The 20,953-nt window shown below is 43.5% G+C and carries 26 protein-coding genes; 16 read left to right on the top strand and 10 right to left on the bottom strand.

Features of this window, described 5'->3' with window-relative positions:
* Window positions 1-62: 62 nt before the first annotated feature.
* On the bottom strand, window positions 63-1,712 hold the full coding sequence (locus IGI86_RS13725) for a MutS-related protein (RefSeq protein WP_430617448.1): 1,650 nt from the start codon (window positions 1,710-1,712) through the stop codon (window positions 63-65).
* A 41-nt stretch (window positions 1,713-1,753) separates the two neighbouring features.
* On the bottom strand, window positions 1,754-2,203 hold the full coding sequence (gene nrdI / locus IGI86_RS13720) for a class Ib ribonucleoside-diphosphate reductase assembly flavoprotein NrdI (RefSeq protein ID WP_005228511.1): 450 nt from the start codon (window positions 2,201-2,203) through the stop codon (window positions 1,754-1,756).
* Between the two features lie 135 nt (window positions 2,204-2,338).
* On the opposite strand from nrdI, the gene gloA2 reads away from it, so the two are divergent.
* Window positions 2,339-2,716, top strand: a complete 378-nt coding sequence (gene gloA2 / locus IGI86_RS13715; protein ID WP_005234127.1) for an SMU1112c/YaeR family gloxylase I-like metalloprotein — start codon at window positions 2,339-2,341, stop codon at window positions 2,714-2,716.
* 93 nt (window positions 2,717-2,809) lie between these two features.
* The gene (locus IGI86_RS13710; RefSeq protein WP_005234129.1) at window positions 2,810-3,376 is read left to right on the top strand and encodes a GNAT family N-acetyltransferase; all 567 of its coding nucleotides are present in this window, start codon (window positions 2,810-2,812) and stop codon (window positions 3,374-3,376) included.
* 4 nt (window positions 3,377-3,380) lie between these two features.
* Here IGI86_RS13710 and IGI86_RS13705 read toward each other — a convergent pair whose 3' ends face one another.
* The gene (locus tag IGI86_RS13705; RefSeq protein WP_005228514.1) at window positions 3,381-3,902 is read right to left on the bottom strand and encodes an LURP-one-related/scramblase family protein; all 522 of its coding nucleotides are present in this window, start codon (window positions 3,900-3,902) and stop codon (window positions 3,381-3,383) included.
* A 39-nt stretch (window positions 3,903-3,941) separates the two neighbouring features.
* Window positions 3,942-4,811: a Cof-type HAD-IIB family hydrolase gene (locus tag IGI86_RS13700; protein WP_005234136.1), complete on the bottom strand. Its 870-nt coding sequence runs from the start codon at window positions 4,809-4,811 to the stop codon at window positions 3,942-3,944.
* Between the two features lie 132 nt (window positions 4,812-4,943).
* On the opposite strand from IGI86_RS13700, the gene IGI86_RS13695 reads away from it, so the two are divergent.
* The 5 genes from IGI86_RS13695 (at window position 4,944) to IGI86_RS13675 (ending at window position 8,496) form a co-directional block, all read left to right on the top strand.
* On the top strand, window positions 4,944-5,633 hold the full coding sequence (locus tag IGI86_RS13695; protein WP_005234138.1) for a uracil-DNA glycosylase: 690 nt from the start codon (window positions 4,944-4,946) through the stop codon (window positions 5,631-5,633).
* Window positions 5,634-5,774: 141 nt separating this feature from the next.
* Entirely contained in the window at window positions 5,775-6,758 is a 984-nt protein-coding gene (gene pta / locus IGI86_RS13690) for a phosphate acetyltransferase (RefSeq protein ID WP_008380699.1), read from the top strand.
* A 215-nt stretch (window positions 6,759-6,973) separates the two neighbouring features.
* Complete coding sequence (gene tsaE, locus IGI86_RS13685; RefSeq protein ID WP_034878371.1) at window positions 6,974-7,447, top strand: tRNA (adenosine(37)-N6)-threonylcarbamoyltransferase complex ATPase subunit type 1 TsaE; 474 nt, start codon at window positions 6,974-6,976, stop codon at window positions 7,445-7,447.
* A complete protein-coding gene (locus IGI86_RS13680) occupies window positions 7,440-7,964 on the top strand; it encodes a GNAT family N-acetyltransferase (RefSeq protein WP_005234141.1) in 525 nt (174 codons plus the stop codon). The genes tsaE and IGI86_RS13680 overlap by 8 nt, the downstream gene beginning before the upstream one ends.
* Window positions 7,965-7,980: 16 nt before the next feature.
* Window positions 7,981-8,496 (top strand): GNAT family N-acetyltransferase, encoded by a 516-nt coding sequence (locus IGI86_RS13675; RefSeq protein ID WP_430617447.1) that lies wholly within the window; start codon window positions 7,981-7,983, stop codon window positions 8,494-8,496.
* 75 nt (window positions 8,497-8,571) lie between these two features.
* Here IGI86_RS13675 and IGI86_RS13670 read toward each other — a convergent pair whose 3' ends face one another.
* A complete protein-coding gene (locus tag IGI86_RS13670; protein ID WP_010749886.1) occupies window positions 8,572-9,105 on the bottom strand; it encodes a 3'-5' exonuclease in 534 nt (177 codons plus the stop codon).
* Window positions 9,106-9,189: 84 nt separating this feature from the next.
* Window positions 9,190-9,942, bottom strand: coding sequence for an exodeoxyribonuclease III (locus IGI86_RS13665; protein WP_005234144.1), 753 nt, complete (start codon window positions 9,940-9,942; stop codon window positions 9,190-9,192).
* Between the two features lie 214 nt (window positions 9,943-10,156).
* On the opposite strand from IGI86_RS13665, the gene IGI86_RS13660 reads away from it, so the two are divergent.
* The 4 genes from IGI86_RS13660 (at window position 10,157) to IGI86_RS13645 (ending at window position 13,136) form a co-directional block, all read left to right on the top strand.
* On the top strand, window positions 10,157-10,432 hold the full coding sequence (locus tag IGI86_RS13660; protein WP_005234145.1) for an AbrB/MazE/SpoVT family DNA-binding domain-containing protein: 276 nt from the start codon (window positions 10,157-10,159) through the stop codon (window positions 10,430-10,432).
* The gene (locus tag IGI86_RS13655) at window positions 10,426-10,776 is read left to right on the top strand and encodes a type II toxin-antitoxin system PemK/MazF family toxin (RefSeq protein WP_016621609.1); all 351 of its coding nucleotides are present in this window, start codon (window positions 10,426-10,428) and stop codon (window positions 10,774-10,776) included. Before IGI86_RS13660 ends, IGI86_RS13655 begins: the two co-directional genes overlap by 7 nt.
* Before the next feature lie 138 nt (window positions 10,777-10,914).
* On the top strand, window positions 10,915-11,799 hold the full coding sequence (murB, locus tag IGI86_RS13650; protein WP_196043984.1) for a UDP-N-acetylmuramate dehydrogenase: 885 nt from the start codon (window positions 10,915-10,917) through the stop codon (window positions 11,797-11,799).
* 116 nt (window positions 11,800-11,915) lie between these two features.
* Window positions 11,916-13,136 carry a hypothetical protein gene (locus IGI86_RS13645; protein WP_061053178.1) on the top strand — a complete coding sequence of 407 codons (1,221 nt, stop codon included), beginning with the start codon at window positions 11,916-11,918 and terminating at the stop codon, window positions 13,134-13,136.
* 65 nt (window positions 13,137-13,201) lie between these two features.
* Here IGI86_RS13645 and IGI86_RS13640 read toward each other — a convergent pair whose 3' ends face one another.
* The 4 genes from IGI86_RS13640 to IGI86_RS13625 are packed head-to-tail and all read right to left on the bottom strand — an operon-like array spanning window position 13,202 to window position 16,173.
* Complete coding sequence (locus IGI86_RS13640; protein ID WP_061053177.1) at window positions 13,202-13,846, bottom strand: ECF transporter S component; 645 nt, start codon at window positions 13,844-13,846, stop codon at window positions 13,202-13,204.
* A gap of 2 nt (window positions 13,847-13,848) precedes the next feature.
* A complete protein-coding gene (gene coaC / locus IGI86_RS13635; RefSeq protein ID WP_005228528.1) occupies window positions 13,849-14,406 on the bottom strand; it encodes a phosphopantothenoylcysteine decarboxylase in 558 nt (185 codons plus the stop codon).
* Between the two features lie 31 nt (window positions 14,407-14,437).
* Complete coding sequence (gene coaB / locus IGI86_RS13630) at window positions 14,438-15,187, bottom strand: phosphopantothenate--cysteine ligase (protein ID WP_061053176.1); 750 nt, start codon at window positions 15,185-15,187, stop codon at window positions 14,438-14,440.
* On the bottom strand, window positions 15,184-16,173 hold the full coding sequence (locus tag IGI86_RS13625; RefSeq protein ID WP_061053175.1) for an acryloyl-CoA reductase: 990 nt from the start codon (window positions 16,171-16,173) through the stop codon (window positions 15,184-15,186). The genes coaB and IGI86_RS13625 overlap by 4 nt, the downstream gene beginning before the upstream one ends.
* Before the next feature lie 385 nt (window positions 16,174-16,558).
* On the opposite strand from IGI86_RS13625, the gene IGI86_RS13620 reads away from it, so the two are divergent.
* Genes IGI86_RS13620 through IGI86_RS13600 form a run of 5 tightly spaced genes read left to right on the top strand, consistent with a single transcriptional unit; the run spans window position 16,559 to window position 20,931 of the window.
* Window positions 16,559-17,101 carry a helix-turn-helix domain-containing protein gene (locus IGI86_RS13620; RefSeq protein ID WP_015510239.1) on the top strand — a complete coding sequence of 181 codons (543 nt, stop codon included), beginning with the start codon at window positions 16,559-16,561 and terminating at the stop codon, window positions 17,099-17,101.
* 16 nt (window positions 17,102-17,117) lie between these two features.
* Window positions 17,118-18,206: an ABC transporter ATP-binding protein gene (locus tag IGI86_RS13615; RefSeq protein ID WP_005228533.1), complete on the top strand. Its 1,089-nt coding sequence runs from the start codon at window positions 17,118-17,120 to the stop codon at window positions 18,204-18,206.
* Between the two features lie 12 nt (window positions 18,207-18,218).
* The gene (locus IGI86_RS13610) at window positions 18,219-19,028 is read left to right on the top strand and encodes an ABC transporter permease (protein ID WP_005234157.1); all 810 of its coding nucleotides are present in this window, start codon (window positions 18,219-18,221) and stop codon (window positions 19,026-19,028) included.
* Window positions 19,025-19,861 (top strand): ABC transporter permease, encoded by an 837-nt coding sequence (locus tag IGI86_RS13605; RefSeq protein WP_005228535.1) that lies wholly within the window; start codon window positions 19,025-19,027, stop codon window positions 19,859-19,861. The genes IGI86_RS13610 and IGI86_RS13605 overlap by 4 nt, the downstream gene beginning before the upstream one ends.
* Window positions 19,858-20,931 (top strand): ABC transporter substrate-binding protein, encoded by a 1,074-nt coding sequence (locus tag IGI86_RS13600; RefSeq protein WP_005234158.1) that lies wholly within the window; start codon window positions 19,858-19,860, stop codon window positions 20,929-20,931. The genes IGI86_RS13605 and IGI86_RS13600 overlap by 4 nt, the downstream gene beginning before the upstream one ends.
* Window positions 20,932-20,953 lie beyond the last annotated feature (22 nt).

Raw genomic sequence — 20,953 nt, 5'->3', positions numbered from 1 at the left:
ACATAAAATAGCGCCTTATCCTGTGACTGACACTGGGATAAGGCGCTTTTGTTTGTGTGAAGTTATAATTCCTGCCATTTACGATTTTGATCAAAATCATTGGCGGCGGCGTAGGCGTCTTGAACGATCGTTTCAGGGTAGCCCATGACTTTTAAGAGGGCGATCGCGTTGCGGCTCAAGGCAGGACCGGATTTGACCTTATAATCAAAGGAGATGCCGTCATCTTCCGTGACTTGTTCAGAAAAATGAATGTTGCGGCAATCATTTTTCAAAATTTCAGTCAGCTCAATATCATGGGTAGCGACAAAGGCCAATGATGGGTAGGCTCGCAACCAATGGATGATGCTGGCAGAAGAAGCGATTCGTTCCACCGTATTGGTTCCTTTTAAAATCTCATCAACAAAACAGTAGCAGCGCTGTTTCGTGGCAACGGTATCTAGCAGGCGTTTGATGGATTTGATCTCCGCCACGAAATAGCTGTCGCCTTCAAATAGATCATCTTCGACAGCCATCGAGGTAATGACGTGACCAGGAACCATCGTAAAGGTTTCAGCTACTGCTGTCTGGATGGTTTGTGCCAAAATACAGTTGATGGCGACACTTTTGACATATGTCGATTTGCCTGAGGCATTGGAGCCAGTTACAAGGGTATTGTGGTTCCAAGTGACATCATTCATGACTGCTTCACTCAGAAGGGGATGATACGTACCCGTTGCTTCTACACCTCCGCTTGTTTGTAAGGTCGGTAGGCAAGTGATGGGCATATACGTGCGAAAATTTAAAATGGCGGCTGCGACTTCCAATTTCCCCAATAAATTCCAGAGGTCGATGGCTGCTTGTTGGTGTTTGGCCAGAGTAGTGGTGACCGTTTGGTAGGAAATAAACGGCAGCATAAAAATGATATTGATGTATTCAAACAACATGTCTCCTTCGCTGCCGTTTTTGGCACGAAATGAGAAAGCGAAACGAGTGATCTTCTTTAATGGTGACAAAGATTGTTTGAGCTCATCTTGGAGGGGCGTGTTGATTTTAGCGATCTGACTGCCACAGGCAATCGTTTGAACCAAATAGCGCATGCTGTTCAGTTCTGTTTCCAGCTTGGCTTTTTTGATGGAGTAATAGATCGTATTGAAAACGACACTAATCAACGTCAACAGGAGGCCTTGGACAATCCCCAGCAGGAGCAGCAAGATGCCGACTAATGGCAGCACACCTAAAAAGACAAAGAACGGCAGAGAACCGATCGATTGCGCCGCTTCATTGGCCAAGTAGGCTTTCGAAAAATTATCATCTTGTTTTCCTAAACGAGCAAATGTATATTGGGATTGTTCGCGTGCGGCACTGTCAGCAGCAAAAAAGTCGATCAATTTGGTCAGCTGTTTGTCCGGCTTAAAGTGGAAATTGCGTAATTGCTGGTACAACGCTTCTGAACCAACACTGGAAAACGTCAGATTAATGGACTCAAACAACGAAAAGCCATCCAAGTCATACCAAGTGATGTCATCGACCTCGCTATCAAAATCGTGAAACTTCTTCTCAGTCAGCCAAGCTTTTTTCAAACTCGCTTCTTTATCAAAGCGGGGCTGACGGGGAAGTTTTCCCCAAGCAAGCCGAACGTAACGACGTACTTTGTATCGATTCCAGATATCTAGTGCGGTCAAGATGAGAATGCTGGCGAGTATGATCAAAATGACCATCGTTTGTGGTTCCATATGCAAAAGTCCTCCTAATGGCTAATGAATGCTGGCTAAAGCTAAGTGTTGCTGTGGGCAGGATCGATTTCTTTTAAACAAGCATAGATCCGTTCAATATCTTGGGTCGTGCCTCGCAGCTCGAAATCCGCTAAGAACGGAATCGAAAATTGTTCCGCATATTGCTTTGCGGTCAAGCAATATTGATAATTAAAGTTTTTGTTGCCGCTGCCGATCACGCCTAAGCAAAGAGCGGCGTTGTTTTCATAGTCAATGTATTCCCGCATGGTTTCTGTGAGGATCTCCTGATCGCCGTTATCGACGCCGTTTCCACCTTCTAAATAGGTAGGGACAAAAACCACATAAGGTTCGTCTTCTTGTTCAAAGACACTATTGTCATGAATTTCTTTGGCTTCCCAAGTGCTCGGTGTGTCTTGCTGATCTGCATAGGCCAACAAGCGGTTGACGAATGCACGGGTATTTCCAGAGATTGAAATATAAAGTAGTTTCATTTTTTCATCACCTTCCGCTTTCTAGTATAACAGAAACCATTTATGAAAAGAGGAGAACTTCGGCAGTCTTTTCTAGTAAAATGCAGCCAAAGGCTTTAAACTGAGAGAGGAGTCCAATACAAAGGAGTGGCAATAATGTTTTCAAAAATGCATCATGTGGCGATCATCGCTAGTAATTACCAACAGACCAAAGAGTTTTATGTAGAAAAATTAGGCTTTGAAGTGATTCGTGAACATGCGCGCCCAGAAAAGAAAGATGTAAAAATCGACTTGCGCTTTGGGGAATCAGAAATAGAACTGTTTGTGGTGGAAAACCCACCAGCAAGACCAAGTTTTCCCGAAGCAGCCGGCTTGCGACATTTGGCCTTTGCGGTGGAAAATATTGAAGCAGTCGTAGCGGAGTTAGCCACTAAAGGGATTGTGTGCGAACCGATTCGTTTTGATACCTTCACCAATAAGAAGATGACCTTTTTCCAAGATCCAGACGGCTTGCCGTTGGAATTACATGAATAAACAAGGAAGACTTTGTGTTGATCCTTTGTCGATTCAACTTGGTTTTTCTTGAGAGAATTGTTATTCTATGTATAGAAGCAAGGAGGAAAAAACGTGATAAGATTTGCAAAAGAAGAAGATCGTTTTGTCATGGCTGAACTCGTTTTAGTCATTTTAAAGGACATGGAATTGCCGTTTGTCAAAGAGATCGGAGAAGCCAAGACCTTAGAGATCTTGGCAGATGCCATGCTAGAACCCGATTATCGTTACGGCTTTCGCCGTGCGCTAGTCAATGAGATCGACGGAGAAGTTGCTGGCGTCGCCTTTGGATATCCAGACAAAGAAGAGGCGACGATCGATCAGCCTCTAGATAAAGTGCTGGAACAGTACGGTTTGAGTAAAGACATGAAGCTGTTTATCGATGAAGAGACTTTACCAAATGAATGGTACTTAGATACCATCTGTGTGGCTGAGAAATTTCGGGGCAAAGGCGTCGGCTCAGCCTTGTTAGAAGCATTGCCGAAAATTGCTTCTAGAGATGGTTATGAGGTGATCGGCTTGAGTGTTGACCGAGCAAATCCCCATGCGAAGCGGCTCTATGAAAAGCACGGATTTGAAGTCGTGGCCCAAAGAGAGATCAGTGGCCATCTTTACGACCATATGCAAAAAAGAACCAGCTGATTTTTCAGCTGGTTCCATTTGTTAGTCGAAGCTCAAGAGGATGGTCTTTTTTGCGGTGCCGATTGTACAGCCAGTAATCCATGACGGCCGCAATACAGATGCAGACCGGCGCATCCCGGTCATCGACAACATCCAGTACATAATAATCCCCCGTCAACAAGGTCGCTTTGTCCATCTCCATAATCTTTTTATTGAAATGATGGATCCCATAGCGATGATTATAGATATCGCCGTGGACCGCCCAGTGAAGCTGCTGGATATAGTAGAAATCACCTGGCCAGTTAAAGATTTTTTGCAGTGTACCGACTTTCTCAAAGTCTTTGTAGATCTCAAAGCGTGTACCAAAAGTAAAGCTGATTTGTTTGATACTAGCGACCATTTGCCCATTTAAACGGTAAAGGGAGAGGGCATCGCCCTTGGTTCCCCAACGTCCCACCATCAAAAATAGTGATTTGCCTGTTTCATCTTTGACAATGGTTCGTGTGACTCTGCTAAGTTGCCTATCTTGGATGAAAAATTCTGACATACTTACGCCTCCTCATGTATCCCCAAAAAGCTGCGTGGTTTAAAGATTTTCATCAATTGCCCGAACGATTGCTTTGCCGACACCAGCCTCAATATTGGTGTCCGTCAAATACTTCGCGACTTCTTTTACCTCTAACTCGCCATTTCCCATTGCAAAACTAACGCCTGCCAGTTGCAGCATACTTACATCATTTAAGTTGTCACCGATCGTCATCACTTCCGCCAGTGAGATCATCCGGTCTTTGGCGACATGTGCCACTGCGATTCCTTTTTGCGCGTTTCGGTGGTTGATCTCAATATTGTTTTGTCCAGAAGAAGTCACCACTAGATCGCCGTACCCATCGATGATTTTCGTGATAGGACCCAATACCCGGGCACCGTCTTGGTGGAAGCAGATCACTTTCAAAAATTCTAATTCTTCGATCGAAAACAACTCACTGAAATCATCGACATAATTGATCGGTAAAAATTCTAAACGGGCTGCTGTCATAGCAATCGCCATCTTATGGGTTAAATGGGGCATTGCTTCTGCCGTATGGATCGCAAAATTTTCGATCCGACGTGTCTGACTTTCCGAATAGATCCCATTGCTCGTTGAGATCTCAAAATAGATGTCGTTTTCTTTTAGTAGGTCGATCAACGAACGAGTTTGTTCATGGCTGATCGGCACAGTAAATAATGAATTACCCGTTTCGTCATAGACTTGGGCCCCATTCAAGGTGATCATTGCACAGTCGATCCCGGCTTCTTGCAGCGGTGGCAATGCCTCTTTACGGTTACGGCCAGTTGCGACCATAAATTCGATTCCTTTGGATTGGGCATATTTGATTGCTTGGATATTTTCTTCTGAAATCTGCATACTGGCATTTAAAAGCGTACCATCCATATCAGAAGCAATTAATTTGATCATTGTCAGCGTCCTTTCTTAATCGTTTCTACAAATAGTGTACCATAAATCACGGATTTTTTTTCTTTCGAAGAGTAATTCTTGTTTCTAATGGGCGGGATTTGTTATCCTAGAAGAAAACAAAGGAGATTCGCCATGAAACGACTATTGGACAATGATTGGCAAGAGCAATTGCAAGAATCATTTGAGCAACCCTATTACCAACAACTACGGGCTTTCTTGAAACAAGAATATGCCCAGCAAAAGATCCATCCAGCGATGGACCATATTTATGAAGCACTTAAACTGACACCATACCATGACGTAAAAGTTGTCATCTTAGGTCAAGATCCTTATCATGGCCCTCACCAAGCCCACGGACTGTCGTTTTCCGTGCAGCCGGGGGTCAAAATACCGCCTTCCTTACGCAATATTTACAAGGAATTAGCCGATGACTTAGGGATTGCACCTGTGTCCCATGGCTATCTTGTGCCATGGGCGCAGCAAGGGGTCTTATTGTTGAATACCGTATTGACGGTACGTGAGGGACAAGCCTATTCACATCACGGGCATGGCTGGGAGCAGCTGACAGATACGATTATCGAAAAATTGAATCAACGAGAAAAACCGGTCATTTTTGTGCTTTGGGGCAAACCCGCTCAAAAGAAAGCCGCTTTACTAGATACCAGCAAACATATTATTATAACAGCGCCTCATCCAAGTCCGTTGTCGGCACATCGAGGATTCTTTGGTTCAAAGCCTTTTTCTAAGATCAATCAAGCGTTGCTGGCATTAGGGGAAGAACCGATTTCTTGGGCGTTACCGGAAAAAATAACACAGTTGTAAAACTGTGTTATTTAGAACTGATGATTTTGTGAAAAAGGTAACGATATTTAAAATAATCGACTAATACAGGATTTTTATCTGTTCTTTTTTTCGCAGTTATTGTACAATGGAAGGGTATAAAAAAACTGGAGGTCTTTACCCGTGGAATTATTCGAAAGTTTAAAATTTAAAATCGTGCGTCGTCATATCAAAATCGTTTTTCCAGAAGCAACAGATCCTCGTATCTTAGGTGCTGCTAGCCGTCTACGTTCAGAAGAATTGATTGAACCCGTTTTGATCGGTAACCCGGTTGAAATTGAAAAAGCAGCAGAAGCTCGCGGAATCAACGTATCAAACTTTGAAATTTTAGATCCTGAAAATTATGATCGTTGGGATGAAATGGTTGAAGCTTTTGTGGAACGCCGCAACGGCAAAGCAACGAAAGAACAAGCAGAAGAAATCTTAAAAGATGTCAACTATTTCGGTACAATGTTGACTTACATGGGCATTACTGAAGGAATGGTTTCCGGAGCGATCCATTCTACGGGTGATACAGTAAGACCCGCTTTACAAATCATCAAAACAAAACCAGGTGTGAGCCGTACAAGTGGTGCTTTCTTAATGGTTCGTGGTCGTGACCAAGAAAAATACTTGTTCTCAGACTGTGCCATCAATGTAAACCCAAATGCACAAGAACTAGCAGAAATCGCTGTTGACTCAGCGAAAACCGCTGAATTATTTGAAATCGATCCAAAAGTTGCTATGTTAAGCTTCTCAACGAAAGGTTCTGCGAAAGCACCGGAAGTAGATAAAGTCGTTGAAGCAACAAAAATCGCCAAAGAATTGGCACCAGAATATCAAATCGATGGAGAATTGCAATTCGATGCTGCGTATATCTCAGCAGTTGCGCAATTGAAAGCTCCTGAATCTGAAGTAGCAGGTAAAGCAACCGTCTTTGTTTTCCCCGATTTACAATCAGGAAACATTGGCTACAAGATCGCCCAACGTTTCGGTAACTTTGAAGCGATTGGACCAATCTTACAAGGGTTGAACAAACCAATCTCTGATTTGTCCCGTGGTTCAAATGAAGAAGATGTCTACAAATTATCAATCATTACTGCGGCACAAACATTAATGGAAAAATAAGCAGCCAATCGCTGCACTTATGAAAAACTGATCCCTTGAGGGTCAGTTTTTTGTTTTGCTTTTGGAAAGTTGAGGGCAACAAAGCAGGGGGCGTCCATATGAATCAACGATCCAGTGGTCGTCGGGAAATTTTCCTTAAGCTCCTTCTTTACAATTCCTTGAAAAACAAGCTATACTAGCAACTAGTAAATTAGATTGATCAAAGGATGGGGACTATGTTTACCATTAACGACTTAGAAGCAACCGCAGCATTTGCAAAAATCATTGGAGAAGTAGCCGAGCCAGGGGATAATCTGGTATTGACGGGCGACTTGGGTGCTGGCAAAACAACATTGACGAAAGGCATCGCCTTGGGGTTAGGGATCGAGCAACTGATCAAAAGTCCGACCTATACGATCATTCGTGAATATACCAATGGGCGGATGCCCCTGTACCATATGGATGTCTATCGGGTGGAATACGGTGCAGAAGATTTAGGACTGGATGATTATTTCGAAGGGGATGGCTTGTGTGTGATCGAGTGGGGCAATCTCTTAGAAGCCTCCCTGCCAGAGGATTATTTAGAACTGATTTTGGAAAAAGATGATACAGATGAACAAAAACGTCTTGTGAAATGTCATGCATATGGCACCAAAGCAACCGCCTTTTTGCAACGGATCACAACCAAATGGCAGGCAGCCCATGAGTGAGATCCAGATACAGATCAAAGAAGCCACGGGTGCTGATGCCAAAGCTGTGTTAGCAGTCAGTCAACAGCTAGGAGAAGAAACGGATTATCTCTTGATGGACGAAAGCGGCTTGGCGTTGCCAGAAGCCCTATTGGCAGAACAGCTGGACGCTATCTATGAACGGGAGGACTATTTGCTGTTGCTGGCATTTGATCAAGAACAGTTGATCGCCATGGCATCAGTCAAAGGCAACGAAGAGTGGCAATTAGCCCATGTCGGGGAGATCGGTATCTCGATTTTAAAAGACTATTGGGGCTTGGGCTTAGGTTCGCTCCTGATTGAAGAATTACTGGACTGGGTAGTAGAAGTTGGCGAATTGACCCGCATCGAGTTGACCGTCCAAGCGAGAAATCTACGAGCGATCCATCTTTATCAAAAATTTGGTTTTTTAACAGAAGGCTGCATGAAAGAAGCAGTGCAAACCCGCGAGGGGCAAAAAGTTGACGTCTTGATGATGGCACGTCTTTTTGAATCATAAAAAAGGAGTGAAGGAAATGGAGTTTCGGGAACCGACGATCGCAGACTGCGATCAAATCGAAGCGTATCGGCAAGCCTTCGAGAAGAATCAAGAAGTCATCCATGGTGGGGCAGGACTTGTAGAAAGTCCGACAGCTAAAGACTGGCTAAAGGGATTGGCGGATTTTAAAACAGCAGAAACGGTACCAGAAGGATTCGTTCCCGCCCGTACCTATCTGGCTATCCAAGATCAAAAAGTGGTCGGTCTCTTGAATCTGCGTCTGACGCTTAATGAATACTTACGCCAAATTGGCGGACACATCGGGTATTCGGTGCACCCAGATCATCGAAAGCAAGGCATCGGCTCGGCAATGCTGGCACAGTCATTGGTAAAGGCCAAACAATTTGGCTTGAAAAACGTGTTAGTAACCTGTGAAGAAGCCAATCGTGCCTCCGCCAAAGTCATTGAAAATAACGGCGGTAAACTAACCGAAAAAGCCATTGATCCTGAAGATGGCGTTGTAATCTGTCATTATTGGATCGATCTAACTTAAAATGAATCCTTCCTTAAATGAAAACGTGCGTCCTAAAGTCAGCATTGCGCTAGACTTTAGGACGCACGTTCTTATTTATTTGACTAAAACCAATTTTTTTAATGGATCGATGCCAAATTCTTCTTCTTGACGCAATAAGATTTGGGCACATGCCCGGCTATCTTCCAAGGCATCATGGTGGTTTAGTAAAGGAATCTGCAATTGCTCACAAACCGTATTTAATTTGTGGTTCGTAAATTCTGGATACAGTTTGCGGCTTGTTCGTACCGTGCACAAGGAAAGATAGTTTGGTTGTGACAACCCATAATAGTCAAGACACCCCGCCAAAACGCCGGTATCAAAACCAGCATTATGCGCAACGATCAGACTGTTTAATTGATAATATTGTTGGATTTGTTTCCATACGTCAGGAAACTTAGGCGCTTCTTGCACATCTTCTGGACGGATGCCATGAATTTGAATGTTTTTCCAAAAAAATTCCGTTTCCGGTTGGATCAATGTGTAATATTCGCCCACGATTTTGCTGTCTTGTACCATGACTAGTGCAAGGGAACAGGCACTATGCTTTTGATAATTTGCTGTTTCAAAGTCCATTGCGATAAAATTCATCAGACTCACCTCATTGCCATTCTAGCACAAAATCAAAGAATGAAAAGCGAACAAACGTTAAGAAAAACTGAAGTTTTCCTACGGTTAGTTGAGATCCAGTTCCACCGGACAATGGTCACTGCCGATGATATCTGTATGGATCTTGGCGTCTAGCAAGCGCTCATTTAAGTCATCCGAAACGACAAAGTAATCGATGCGCCAGCCGGCATTGTTTTTGCGAGCGTTGAAACGGTAGCTCCACCAAGAATAAATGCCTTCTGCATCTGGATAGAAATAACGGAACGTATCGGTAAAGCCAGCAGCCAAAAGAGTTGAAAACTTTTCCCGTTCTTCAGGTGTAAACCCAGCACTTTTTTGATTGGTTTTCCAGTTTTTGATATCGATATTTTTATGGGCAACATTCAAATCACCACAGAGAATCACTGGCTTTTGTTGTTTCAATTCAGTCAAGTAAGCCAAAAAGGCATCTTCCCAAGTCATGCGATAATCCAAGCGGCGCAATTCATTTTGGGAATTCGGTGTGTAGCAAGTAATCAAGAAAAATTCAGGATACTCCAGCGTGATGACGCGACCTTCCGTATCATGTTCTTCGATTCCTAATCCATAACGGACGGATAGCGCAGGTTCTTTTGCGAAAATCGCCGTGCCAGAATAGCCTTTCTTCTCCGCATAATTCCAGTATTGATGATAGCCTGGTAAATCCAATTCGATCTGACCTTCTTGCAGCTTTGTTTCTTGTAAACAAAAGAAATCAGCATCGAGGGCTTCAAACACTTCAGAAAAATTTTTTTTAACGATGGCCCGTAAACCATTCACATTCCAAGAAATAAATTTCATTAAGACTCCTCCTTATTTTCCACTACGCCTCCCATTTTACCTAAAAAAGCCAGAAGCGCAAAGCAAGTGAGCGGAATAAGGAAAACAAGGAGGAAGAATGAGGATTAAATTTGGATGCTAGAGAAAATTCGTTTGTGGTACGAAAAAGGATTAATAAATCCTTACTTTTCCTTACGTTTTATGTTACAATCGTTTTGAAAAGGGGGCAGTTCACATGACGATCAAAGCGCAAGTTTCAGCGAAAATGACTTCGAAAAATCAAATAACTATTCCAAAAAGTGTGCGGCAAAAGTTAGGCTTAAAAGAGAATCAGCGGGTAATTTTTGAATTTACTCCAGAAGGCGAGATCAAGGTAACAGGCGAAAAAGCAGCACCTTCCTTTGAAGATTTTTGGAAACAAGAATTAGCGATCGTAGAAGAAACGGGGAAATTTGATACAGGTGAGATGTTTTTTGGAGAAGATTTAGGTGAGGAGAATATTGAATGGTAAGACAAGGAGATATTCTTTTTATTGACTTAAATCCCACCAAAGGAAATGAAATGGCAAAAAAAAGACCGTGTGTGGTGGTTAGTAATGATTATTATAACAAGAGTTTCAATACCGTCTTAGTGATGCCAATCAGTAGCTCAAAAAAATATGTAGAAGAAAAATTCGCTCGATCGAATGCGTTTCAAACAGTTACCGAAACACAAAAGAGTAAAGTTCAAGGGACGATTCTTTGTCAGCATATTCGCAGTGTGGACCTCTTGCATCGCAGCAACTTAGAAGTAGTCGATAAAGTCACTACGGAGATGAAAGAACGATTATCTGAAATAACAAAACACTTTTTTTGAAGCTTACTCTTTATTAATCAGGTCATTCGATTATTAAGCTTTTCTTTGATTCACCAGAGGTAGCAACTTTTCCTTGAACATGCTAAAATAAGTGAGATGTTTATTGTGAAAGGAAACCTTCTCGTGAATAAAGACTTGATGATTGCGCAATTCCCTGAAATTGCCTTATTAAAAGATGAACCCTTATTGAACTATACGTATACAAAAACTGGTGGACCGGCAGACATTTTGGCTTTTCCCAAAACAGCAGAAGAGGCTAAACAGCTGCTTGATTATTGCCGAGAACAAGCGATTCCTTGGATCGTCTTAGGAAACGCCAGCAACTTGATCGTCCGTGATGGTGGTATTCGTGGCGTGGTGATCATGCTGTCGGAAATGAACCAAATCGTGGTAGACGGCACTTCTTTGATCGTCGATGCTGGAGCAAAGTTGATCGATACGACCTATGTCGCTTTGCATGAATCCTTGACTGGTTTTGAATTTGCCTGCGGGATTCCCGGCAGTGTCGGCGGTGCCGTCTTTATGAATGCAGGCGCCTATGATGGCGAGATCCAAGATGTCTTTGCGTCCTGCGACGTTTTGCTGGCTGATGGTCAAATCGTGACATATACCAAGGAAGAAATGGAATTTGCTTATCGTCATAGCAAGTTGCAAGAGCAAAAGATGATCATTTTGAGCAGTCGCTTTGATCTAACAAAAGGTGATCAAGAACAAATCAAAAAGCGAATGGATGAACTGACAGAATTGCGGCAATTGAAGCAACCGCTAGAATACCCCTCTTGTGGGAGTGTCTTCAAACGTCCAGTCGGTCATTTTACCGGCAAGCTGATCCAAGATGCAGGCTTACAAGGACTGAAATGGGGCGGTGCCCAAATTTCAGAAAAACATGCGGGCTTTATCGTGAATGTCGATCAAGCAACAGCCACGGATTACGTTGAACTGATTGCCCATATCCAACAAGTCATCAAAGAAACTTTTGATGTCACCTTAGAAACAGAAGTCCGAATCATCGGTGAAGAATAGATTAGCGAAAAGATTGTCCCCCGGGGCAATCTTTTTTTCATGAGAGCTAATAAAAAGAGCTTAGGATTGTAAGCTTTCGCAGTCTTCGGTACAATAAACGAAAAGGAGTGAGCAGGATGAAAAAGTGGGGACGCATCATTTTGTTTGTTGGGTTCGCCTTTCTTTTCGGTGGCTGTACGAAATTACCGCAAGAACAGTTTGCCGAACAGTTGACGAATCAGCAAGCAACGAATGCTGGTGAATTCCAAGCGACGATCGATACCTTTGAGATAGGCAACAGCAGCGAATACGGTCAAGAAGCCGATAGGTATGCCTCTATGTTGATGTCACAGTTAGTAGGCTCGTCATTTAAAGGGGACTTCGTCCAAGACAAGGAAACCAAAGCGATTTTACTCAATCTGGCAGTCGCTTATGGGGGGCAGGAGCTGCCGATCAAGCTGATCGTCGATCCTGAAAAACAAGAAGCGTATGTGTCAGCTGAAATCTATGAAACACTGCAAGGGTATATCAGCGCATTTGGTGATGACAGTTATGGAACAACACCAGACGCTGGGGAATATGAGGGCAAGTACCTGCGCATCGATCAAGAAACCTTAGATTCTTACTTTGGCGAAGGAACTTTTGCAGAGGACGACGAGGAGACAACCGAAGCAGAAAAAGCGCCTGAAAACTTCTTTACCATGAACAGTCTTTTTCATAATGAGACGTTTGCAGACTATTTGAAAACCTTCGAACCGGATGCTTTCAAAAGAGATGGAGATACGATCAGCCATACGTTTACCAAAGAAGAATTGGCAGATTATGCAACCTATGCCCAAGAACACGGTGCCGATCAAAAGCAAGTCGCCGAATTAGAAACGATGCTGGAAGAAGTCGAGCAGTTTGACTTAGCTATGACCGTCAATACGAAAACAAATCAGCAGAAAATGGCTTTTCACTTCGTGCAAGCGGATGAGCTGCAAACGACTATCGGAGCTACGGTGACTTTTACAGGAAAGAAAAGTGATACTGCCGTTGCGATCCCCACAGCGGAAGAATTGATTGACCCAGAAGAATTGTTTTCTCCCTATGATTATGGCTGGGATGACAGCTATGACGATGGGTATGAGAATGATTATGATGATGAGTACTGGGATAGCTATGATGAAGCCGATGATTGGTCTTCTTATATGCTGACGGATGAGGAGTTCGAGGAACTGCTACTGCAAATCAAGCAAGAGCTGCCTTATTTGACCCAAGCAGATATCGATGATTATCTGACATTTTATGAAGAGTATTTGACCCAAGAGCAGTATCAAGAGCTTGTCGAAGCACTCCAGATGACACAAAGTTTATGAGTCACTCAAAAGGGAAGCGACCGCCTAAGTTAGCCAAAAAGCTAACTTTAGCCGGTCGCTATTTTTTAGATTCGATTTTTTTTGCGGTTCATGACTAAGCGCAAAAGAACGGTTCCAACTGCCATCGTGGCGATTCCCGCTACAATGGCTTCAGGCACGCCTTGGGCGAAGATCACACCCAAAATCGCTGCGTAAACAGCATTGCCGGCTTTTCCCACAACCTCCGCATATTCTTGCTGGAACAAGAAGTAGATCAAGTTCATTACCAGAATCGTATTCGTCAAACCTCCGGCAACACCAGCAATCAGTAGCGAAAGACTTTGCTGTTTGTTTTTCCAGATTTTTTGACAGCCTTTATAAACAAAGTAAGGAACGACACCAATCAAAATACGGGGAATCAGCGCTACGAGGATCGCTTTCCAACTTCCTTGATCACTCCCATAAATCGGTACGAAAGGAGAGAAGACAAAAGAAAGCGGGGTGATGATCCATGTCGAACGCACCATACTGATGATCCCAAAGGCGCCGCCTAAAAAGCCGCCGATCCGAGGGCCCAATACAATGGAAGCGATGATCACAGGAATGTGCATCGTTGTCGCATTGATTGGTCCTATGGGAATAAACCCAAGAAAGGGTACCGATGCTAAAAGAATCAAGATTCCTAAAAAGAAAGCTGTTAAGACAAGTTCAAAAGTTGATATTTTTTTCATTATTAGACACTCCGTACTTCCAAAGCAGTCAATGCTTTTTCGAGAATCGTTTCTGTTGCTGCTAATGCGCCTCTGCCGAAATCACCGCAAGCCAGTAACGCTTCACGGGGTTCAATCTCTTGGAAGCCGACTTCTTTCAAAATCCCCAAATTTCTTTGAACAATCGGGTTTTCGTACATGACGGTATTCATGGCTGGCGCAATCAAGCGGGGCACGGATAACGGCAACGCTAAGGCAACTGTTGAGATCAAATCATCGGCTATCCCATGCGCCAGCTTGCCAATACTGTTGGCACTGGCTGGGGCGAGCAAGAAAAGATCGGCTTGTTTGGCTAGTTCAATATGATTGATCCGATCTGGTTGACGTTCTTGCATAACATCCACATGGATCGGGCGTTTGGATAATGACTGTAGAGTCAAAGGCGTAATAAATTGTGTGCTATTTTGAGTCATTAAGACATCCACTGCATAGCCCTTTTTGGTTAATTCATTGGTTAGGTCGGCTGCTTTGTATGCAGAGATACTGCCGCTGACGCCAAGCAGAACGTGTTTTTGTTTCATGTTTCTTTCTCCTTTTCTAAAAAACATCTAGCTAAGCACGCAGGTCATTGCGTAATGTGTCAACGATCAAGGTTGCGATCTCAGCTTTTGTGCGGCCAGTCCCGATTTGTCCTTCTTGTGTCAAAAGGTGTCCGACATGCTGGTTTCCAGAAATTTGCGTCAAGTCGTTGGCCAACACATAATCCGCTTGGCTAGCCAGCAGACTTTTTCGTGCGACCGCAAACAACTCGGCTTCCGCGACGGCTACTAATAATTTGAATCCGACTAATAAGGTTGTCGGCTGTAATGCTTTGATGGTTTGGATCACTTTCGGGGTTTTCTTCAACACTAAAAACAAATGATCCGTATTGGAAGAAACTTTGCCTGCCGTTGCTTCAGATTGTTCGAGCACGTGTGCCATCAATGCCGGAGTGACCTGGTTGTCATAAGTCGGTAGGGCATCGTTGATTGCTTCATAAAAGGCTGCTTCTGAAAAATGAGCAGCAGGGGTAAAATCACTAACTGCCATACTGTGGATCACGGCAGCATACGAATGGGTCGTCAATAAATCGGTCAATTGCCCCAACAAGTCCGTGGTCCCTTCAATGAAATGACAGGTAACTCGTGGATCGGTAGGCGGTTGCTTGGCAGTTTTCGTCGTAACGTAATCGATGGTCACCTCAGGGTACCGCAGCCATTCATTGGCAATCGCTTGACCAAGTGAACCCGTGGAATGATTCGTGATTGCACGGACATCATCGATTTTTTCGGAAGTACCGCCAGCCGTAATCAAAATTCTCATTGCCCTTGTGACACCTCAACGATCGTCCGTCCTTGGTGCGTGCCAGCTAATAAAGCTGCCAACGTTTCTGGTAAGTCTTCCAAAGTGATGGCTTTCGTGTAAAGCTGATCGATCACATTCCACTCACCCGCTAATTTCTCCCATAATGCCGTGCGGATCTCATGGGAAACATTGACTGAATCGATCCCAATTACGCGAATCCCACGCAAAATAAAGGGTAAGACAGTCGTTTCGATTTTGATCCCACCAGCATTGCCGCATAAGAAGGCACCGCCCCCATAAGCGATTTGCGGAAGCACTGCCGCAAGCAATGGACCACCAACCGTATCGATGACCGCTGCAAACGATTGTTTTGCTAATGGTTTGACCTTTTCGGGTACCACTTCATCCGGACGGATGATTTTTGCTGCGCCTAGGTCTAACAACCATTGCGCATCGGTTTTACGAGATAGCGCCACTATATTTGTATAGCCCAGTTTTTTCAAAAAGGCAATGCTGACACTGCCGACGCCACCGCTCGCACCTGTCACCAAAATCGCAGCGTCTTTTGCTAAGTGCAGCTGCTCTAATTCTTGCACCGCTAAAGCTGCTGTGAACCCAGCCGTGCCATAGGTCATACTGTCTTTCGCTGAAAAACCAGCAGAACGTTTCACGAGCCACTCGGCTGGGACCTGTTGAAATTGACTGTAACCGCCTGGGTGAGAAACCCCTAAGCCATAGCCAGTCACTAAAACTTGATCGCCTGGGGCAAAATCAGCAGACTGACTGTCCACGACTTCCCCTGCTAAATCGATTCCCGGCGTCATCGGATACGTGCGAATCACGCCGCCATTTTCATTTGCTGCCAAGGCATCTTTGTAATTAACATCTGAGTAATCAACACGGACAAGCACATCGCCTGCTGGCAGCTCGTCAAGGGTTGCAGTTGTGAGTGAAGCAGTAAAATTTGGTTCATTCATGACACGAAAGGTAGAGAAATTCGTCATTTCAGACACTCCTTTGATGGTTTGTACTCATAATACCATAAGTTTTATTTTTTTAACCAGTGAAGCAAGAAAAGGCAGGGCTTCTTATCAAAAAATCAGTAAAAACAGATCATTATTAAATCTACCTTTTCTTCGTTAAAATAGAAGATGTTCTTTTAAACCTGTGAAAAGCGAAAATGACGGGACCGCCAATCGTTTCCTTTATAGCACAAGCATTTAGCATCACTCCTTTTTTGATTAGGGAGAAAAGAATTCAAAGAAATGAAGAAAAAAGGCTTGTGTTTTTTGCAATTATTTGTATACTAGAAAAAGTGAAATTAAACATGAAGTTTACTTATAGCAAACTTTTTTATTTGAAGTTGTGTCAATCAAAGGGGGAATGAACATGGAGATTGGCGAGAAGCTGCGCAATTTGCGCGTTCAAAAGAATTTGACCCAAGAAGAATTAGGCGAGCGGACCGATTTGACGAAAGGCTATATCTCACAGTTGGAACGTGATTTGAGTTCGCCTTCTATGGAAACTTTTTTTACGATCTTAGAAGTTTTAGGCGTGACACCAGAGGAATTTTTCCGAGAAGAAAATGCGCAGCATCAAGTGGTTTATCGCGAAGAAGACAGCACGCTTTATTATGATGAAGAAAATGGCTATGAATTGAAGTGGCTGATTCCCGATTCCAATGAAAAAGAAATGGAGCCAGTCTTGCTGACTTTTGATAAAGCGGGCGAATACAAGACCTTTGAACCATCGTTAGCAGAAACATTTATCTATGTCTTAGAGGGCAGTGTGGCGTTGACACTAGGAGAAACGCAGTACAAGGCTCGTAAAGGCCAATCGATTTATTATCAGGCGACTGAGCCGCATCAATTAAAAAATATTGCGGGCAAAAAAAGCCGTGTGCTTGTAGTCGTGACAGATTCTTATTTATAGTACAGGAGGAAAGAGTGTGGGAAAAACAATAATTTCATTCAACAATGTGGTGAAGCGATTTGATGATGATGAAACAGTTTTGAAAAAAGTGAGTTTTGATATTGAAGAAGGTCGCTTTTATACATTGTTAGGTCCTTCAGGTTGTGGAAAAACAACTATTTTACGCATCATTGCGGGTTTTTCGGACGCAACAGAAGGCGACGTTTATTTTGATGGACAAAGAATTAATGACGTTCCTGCCAATCAACGGCAAGTGAATACTGTCTTTCAAGATTATGCCTTATTCCCACATATGAACGTTTTTGAAAATGTGGCATTTGGTCTGCGAATCAAAAAATTACCAAAAGATGAAGTGAATAAAAAAGTCTTAGAAGCGTTACGGTTAGTACAACTTCCTGGTTATGAGAATCGTGAAATCAGCGAAATGTCAGGAGGTCAACGCCAACGGGTCGCAATCGCACGAGCGATCGTCAATGAACCCAAAGTATTGCTTCTTGATGAACCATTGTCCGCATTGGACTTGAAATTGCGAACCGACATGCAATACGAGCTGCGGGAATTGCAGCAGCGACTAGGCATCACCTTTATTTTTGTCACCCATGACCAAGAAGAAGCGTTGGCCATGAGTGATGAGATTTTCGTCATGAACAAAGGGAAGATCGTCCAAAGCGGAACACCAGTGGATATCTACGATGAACCAATCAACCATTTCGTGGCGGATTTTGTCGGTGAAAGCAACATCGTCACAGGCACGATGATCGAAGACAACTTAGTGGAGTTTGTCGGCAAGCAATTTGAATGTGTCGATGGCGGGATGCGGCCGAATGAAGCCGTTGAGATCGTGATCCGTCCGGAAGATTTGAATTTGACGACGGCGGAAAAAGGCAAGCTGGTCGTTGAAGTGGATACGCAATTGTTCCGAGGCGTGCATTACGAAATCATTTGTTACGACGAACAAGGCAACGAATGGATGGTTCACTCTACAAGAAAAGCCACTGAAGGAAGCAAGATCGGTCTTTCCTTTGAACCAGAAGACATCCACGTCATGCGTTTCAATGAGTCCGAAGAAGATTTTGATGCTCGTTTAGAGAGCTACGAAGATTAGGAGGGAAAGCTAATGACGAAAATGCGTCGTTTTTATGCGATACCCTATGTCTTTTGGTTATTGCTATTTGTTATTGCACCAGTCTTATTGATCATCTACCAATCTTTTTTTGATATGAACGGCAACTTTTCGCTGGTCAATTATCAAAGCTACTTAGGTTCTGGCAAATATTTGATCATGACCTTAAACTCGGTTTGGTATGCCTTTTTGATCACCTTGATTACCTTAGTGATCAGCTACCCGACAGCGTATTTCTTAACTAAGCTGCGCCACAAAGATTTGTGGCTGCTGTTGATCATCTTACCAACGTGGGTCAACTTATTGTTAAAAGCCTATGCGTTTATTGGGATTTTCGGCATTCATGGCAGTGTCAACAACTTCCTAGAAATCATGGGGGTTGGACCAAAGCAGATTTTGTTTACTGACTTCAGCTTTTTGACGGTTGCCGTCTATATCGAACTGCCCTTTATGATCATGCCGATTTTTAATGCCTTAGAAGAAATGAATCCCTCTTTGATCAGTGCCAGTCGCGATCTAGGGGCAAACAGCTATGATACTTTCCGACGAGTGATTTTCCCTCTTTCGTTAAACGGGGTAAAAAGCGGCGTCCAAGCCGTCTTCATTCCATCGCTCTCCCTCTTCATGTTGACCCGTTTGATTGGGGGCAATCGCGTGATCACGCTTGGTACGGCGATCGAGCAGCACTTTCTCGTTACCCAAAATTGGGGCATGGGTTCGACCATCGGCGTCATTTTGATCATCGCCATGTTCCTCGTGATGTTGTTTACGGGAGAAAAGAAAAAAGGAGGGCAACGTAAATGAAAAAATTTCGCTGGTCGAATCTTTATCTGATCGTCGTCTTTATTCTTTTGTACGTGCCGATCTTTTATTTGATTTTCTATTCCTTCAATGAAGGAGGCACCATGAATGCTTTTACGGGTTTCACTTTTGAACATTACCAATCCGTCTTTCAAGATACCCGCTTGATGATCATCGTGTTGAACACCTTTATGCTGGCATTTTTATCAGCATTACTGGCAACGATCATTGGCACATTTGGTGCGATGGGCATCTACTATACCCGCAAGCGCCGAACGAGAACGGCCTTGTTGAGTTTGAATAATATTTTGCTGGTTTCACCAGATGTCATCATTGGCGCCAGTTTCTTGATTTTCTTTACGATGATCGGCAACTTGTTCCGTGGGTTTAGCTTAGGCTTTTTCAGCGTGTTGCTTTCGCATATCGCCTTTAGTATCCCGATCGTGGTATTGATGGTCTTGCCGAAATTGCAAGAGATGAACGATTCAATGATCGATGCTGCCCGTGATTTAGGCGCGAATAATTTTCAAGTCATCAAAAATATCATTTTGCCTTTCTTGACACCGGGCATCATCGCCGGCTATTTCATGGCCTTTACTTATTCACTTGATGATTTTGCCGTGACATTCTTTGTGACGGGCAATGGCTTTAGTACCTTATCAGTAGAGATCTATTCTAGAGCACGTCAAGGAATCAGTTTAGAAATCAATGCATTAAGCACACTTGTCTTCTTATTCTCCATGATTCTGGTGGTAGGCTATTACTTTATCAGTAAAGAAAACGGCGCGAAGAAATTACGTAAAAACCGCCGTGTGGAGGTGGCAAATCTGCGATGAAACGACTACAATCTCTGATTATCGGTATTGTTGCGATCGTCCTGATCTTGCTCTTTGGTGTCCGTGAATTGGAACGCACCTCTGGTATGGCAGGTGCTGAGGTCGTCAACATCTACAACTGGGGCGACTACATCGACCCTGATTTGATCAGTAAGTTTGAAGAAGAGACTGGCTACAAAGTCAATTATGAAACCTTTGACTCAAATGAAGCGATGTTCACGAAGATCCAACAAGGCGGTACGTCCTATGACATCGCCATACCGAGTGAATACATGATTGAGAAAATGATGGAACAAAATCTTTTAAAACCATTGGATCACAGCAAAATCAAAGGGCTAGACAATATCGACCCTCGCTTTTTAGACCTGAGTTTTGATCCGGGCAATCAATATTCGATCCCTTATTTCTGGGGAACACTAGGGATCGTCTATAACGATAAATTCTTTGATGAAGGTGAGATCACCCAATGGGACGATCTTTGGAAACCCGAATTAGCAAACAGCATCATGCTGATCGATGGCGCGCGTGAAGTAATGGGATTAGGTTTGGACAGCTTAGGCTATTCTCTAAACAGCAAAGACGATGATCAGTTGCAAGAGGCATTCAATAAGCTTCGGACCATGACCCCAAACATCAAAGCCATCGTCGCAGATGAAATCAAGATGTACATGGCCAATGAAGAAGCATCGGTTGCGGTCACATTTTCTGGGGAAGCAGCCGACATGATGTACGAAAATGAACACATTCATTATGTGATCCCTTCGGAAGGCTCCAACTTGTGGTTTGATAATATGGTCATTCCTAAGACCTCACAAAACGAAGCCGGCGCTTATGCCTTCTTGAACTTTATGCTGGAACCCGAGAATGCTGCACAAAACGCAGAGTACATCGGCTATTCCACACCTAACCAAGAAGCCATGGCCTTACTGCCTGACGAGATCACCGAAGACGAACAGTTCTATCCATCCGATGAATTGATGGAACACCTCGAAGTCTATGAAAACTTAGGTGCTGAGTATCTTGGCATCTATAATGATTTGTTCTTGGAATTGAAGATGTATCGGAAATAGTACCAATCTTCGATGAAAATGG

Source organism: Enterococcus sp. AZ188 (assembly GCF_050544075.1).
GTDB classification, from domain to species: Bacteria; Bacillota; Bacilli; order Lactobacillales; family Enterococcaceae; genus Enterococcus_D; species Enterococcus_D entomosocium.
This window is presented reverse-complemented; position numbering and strand designations above follow the sequence as displayed.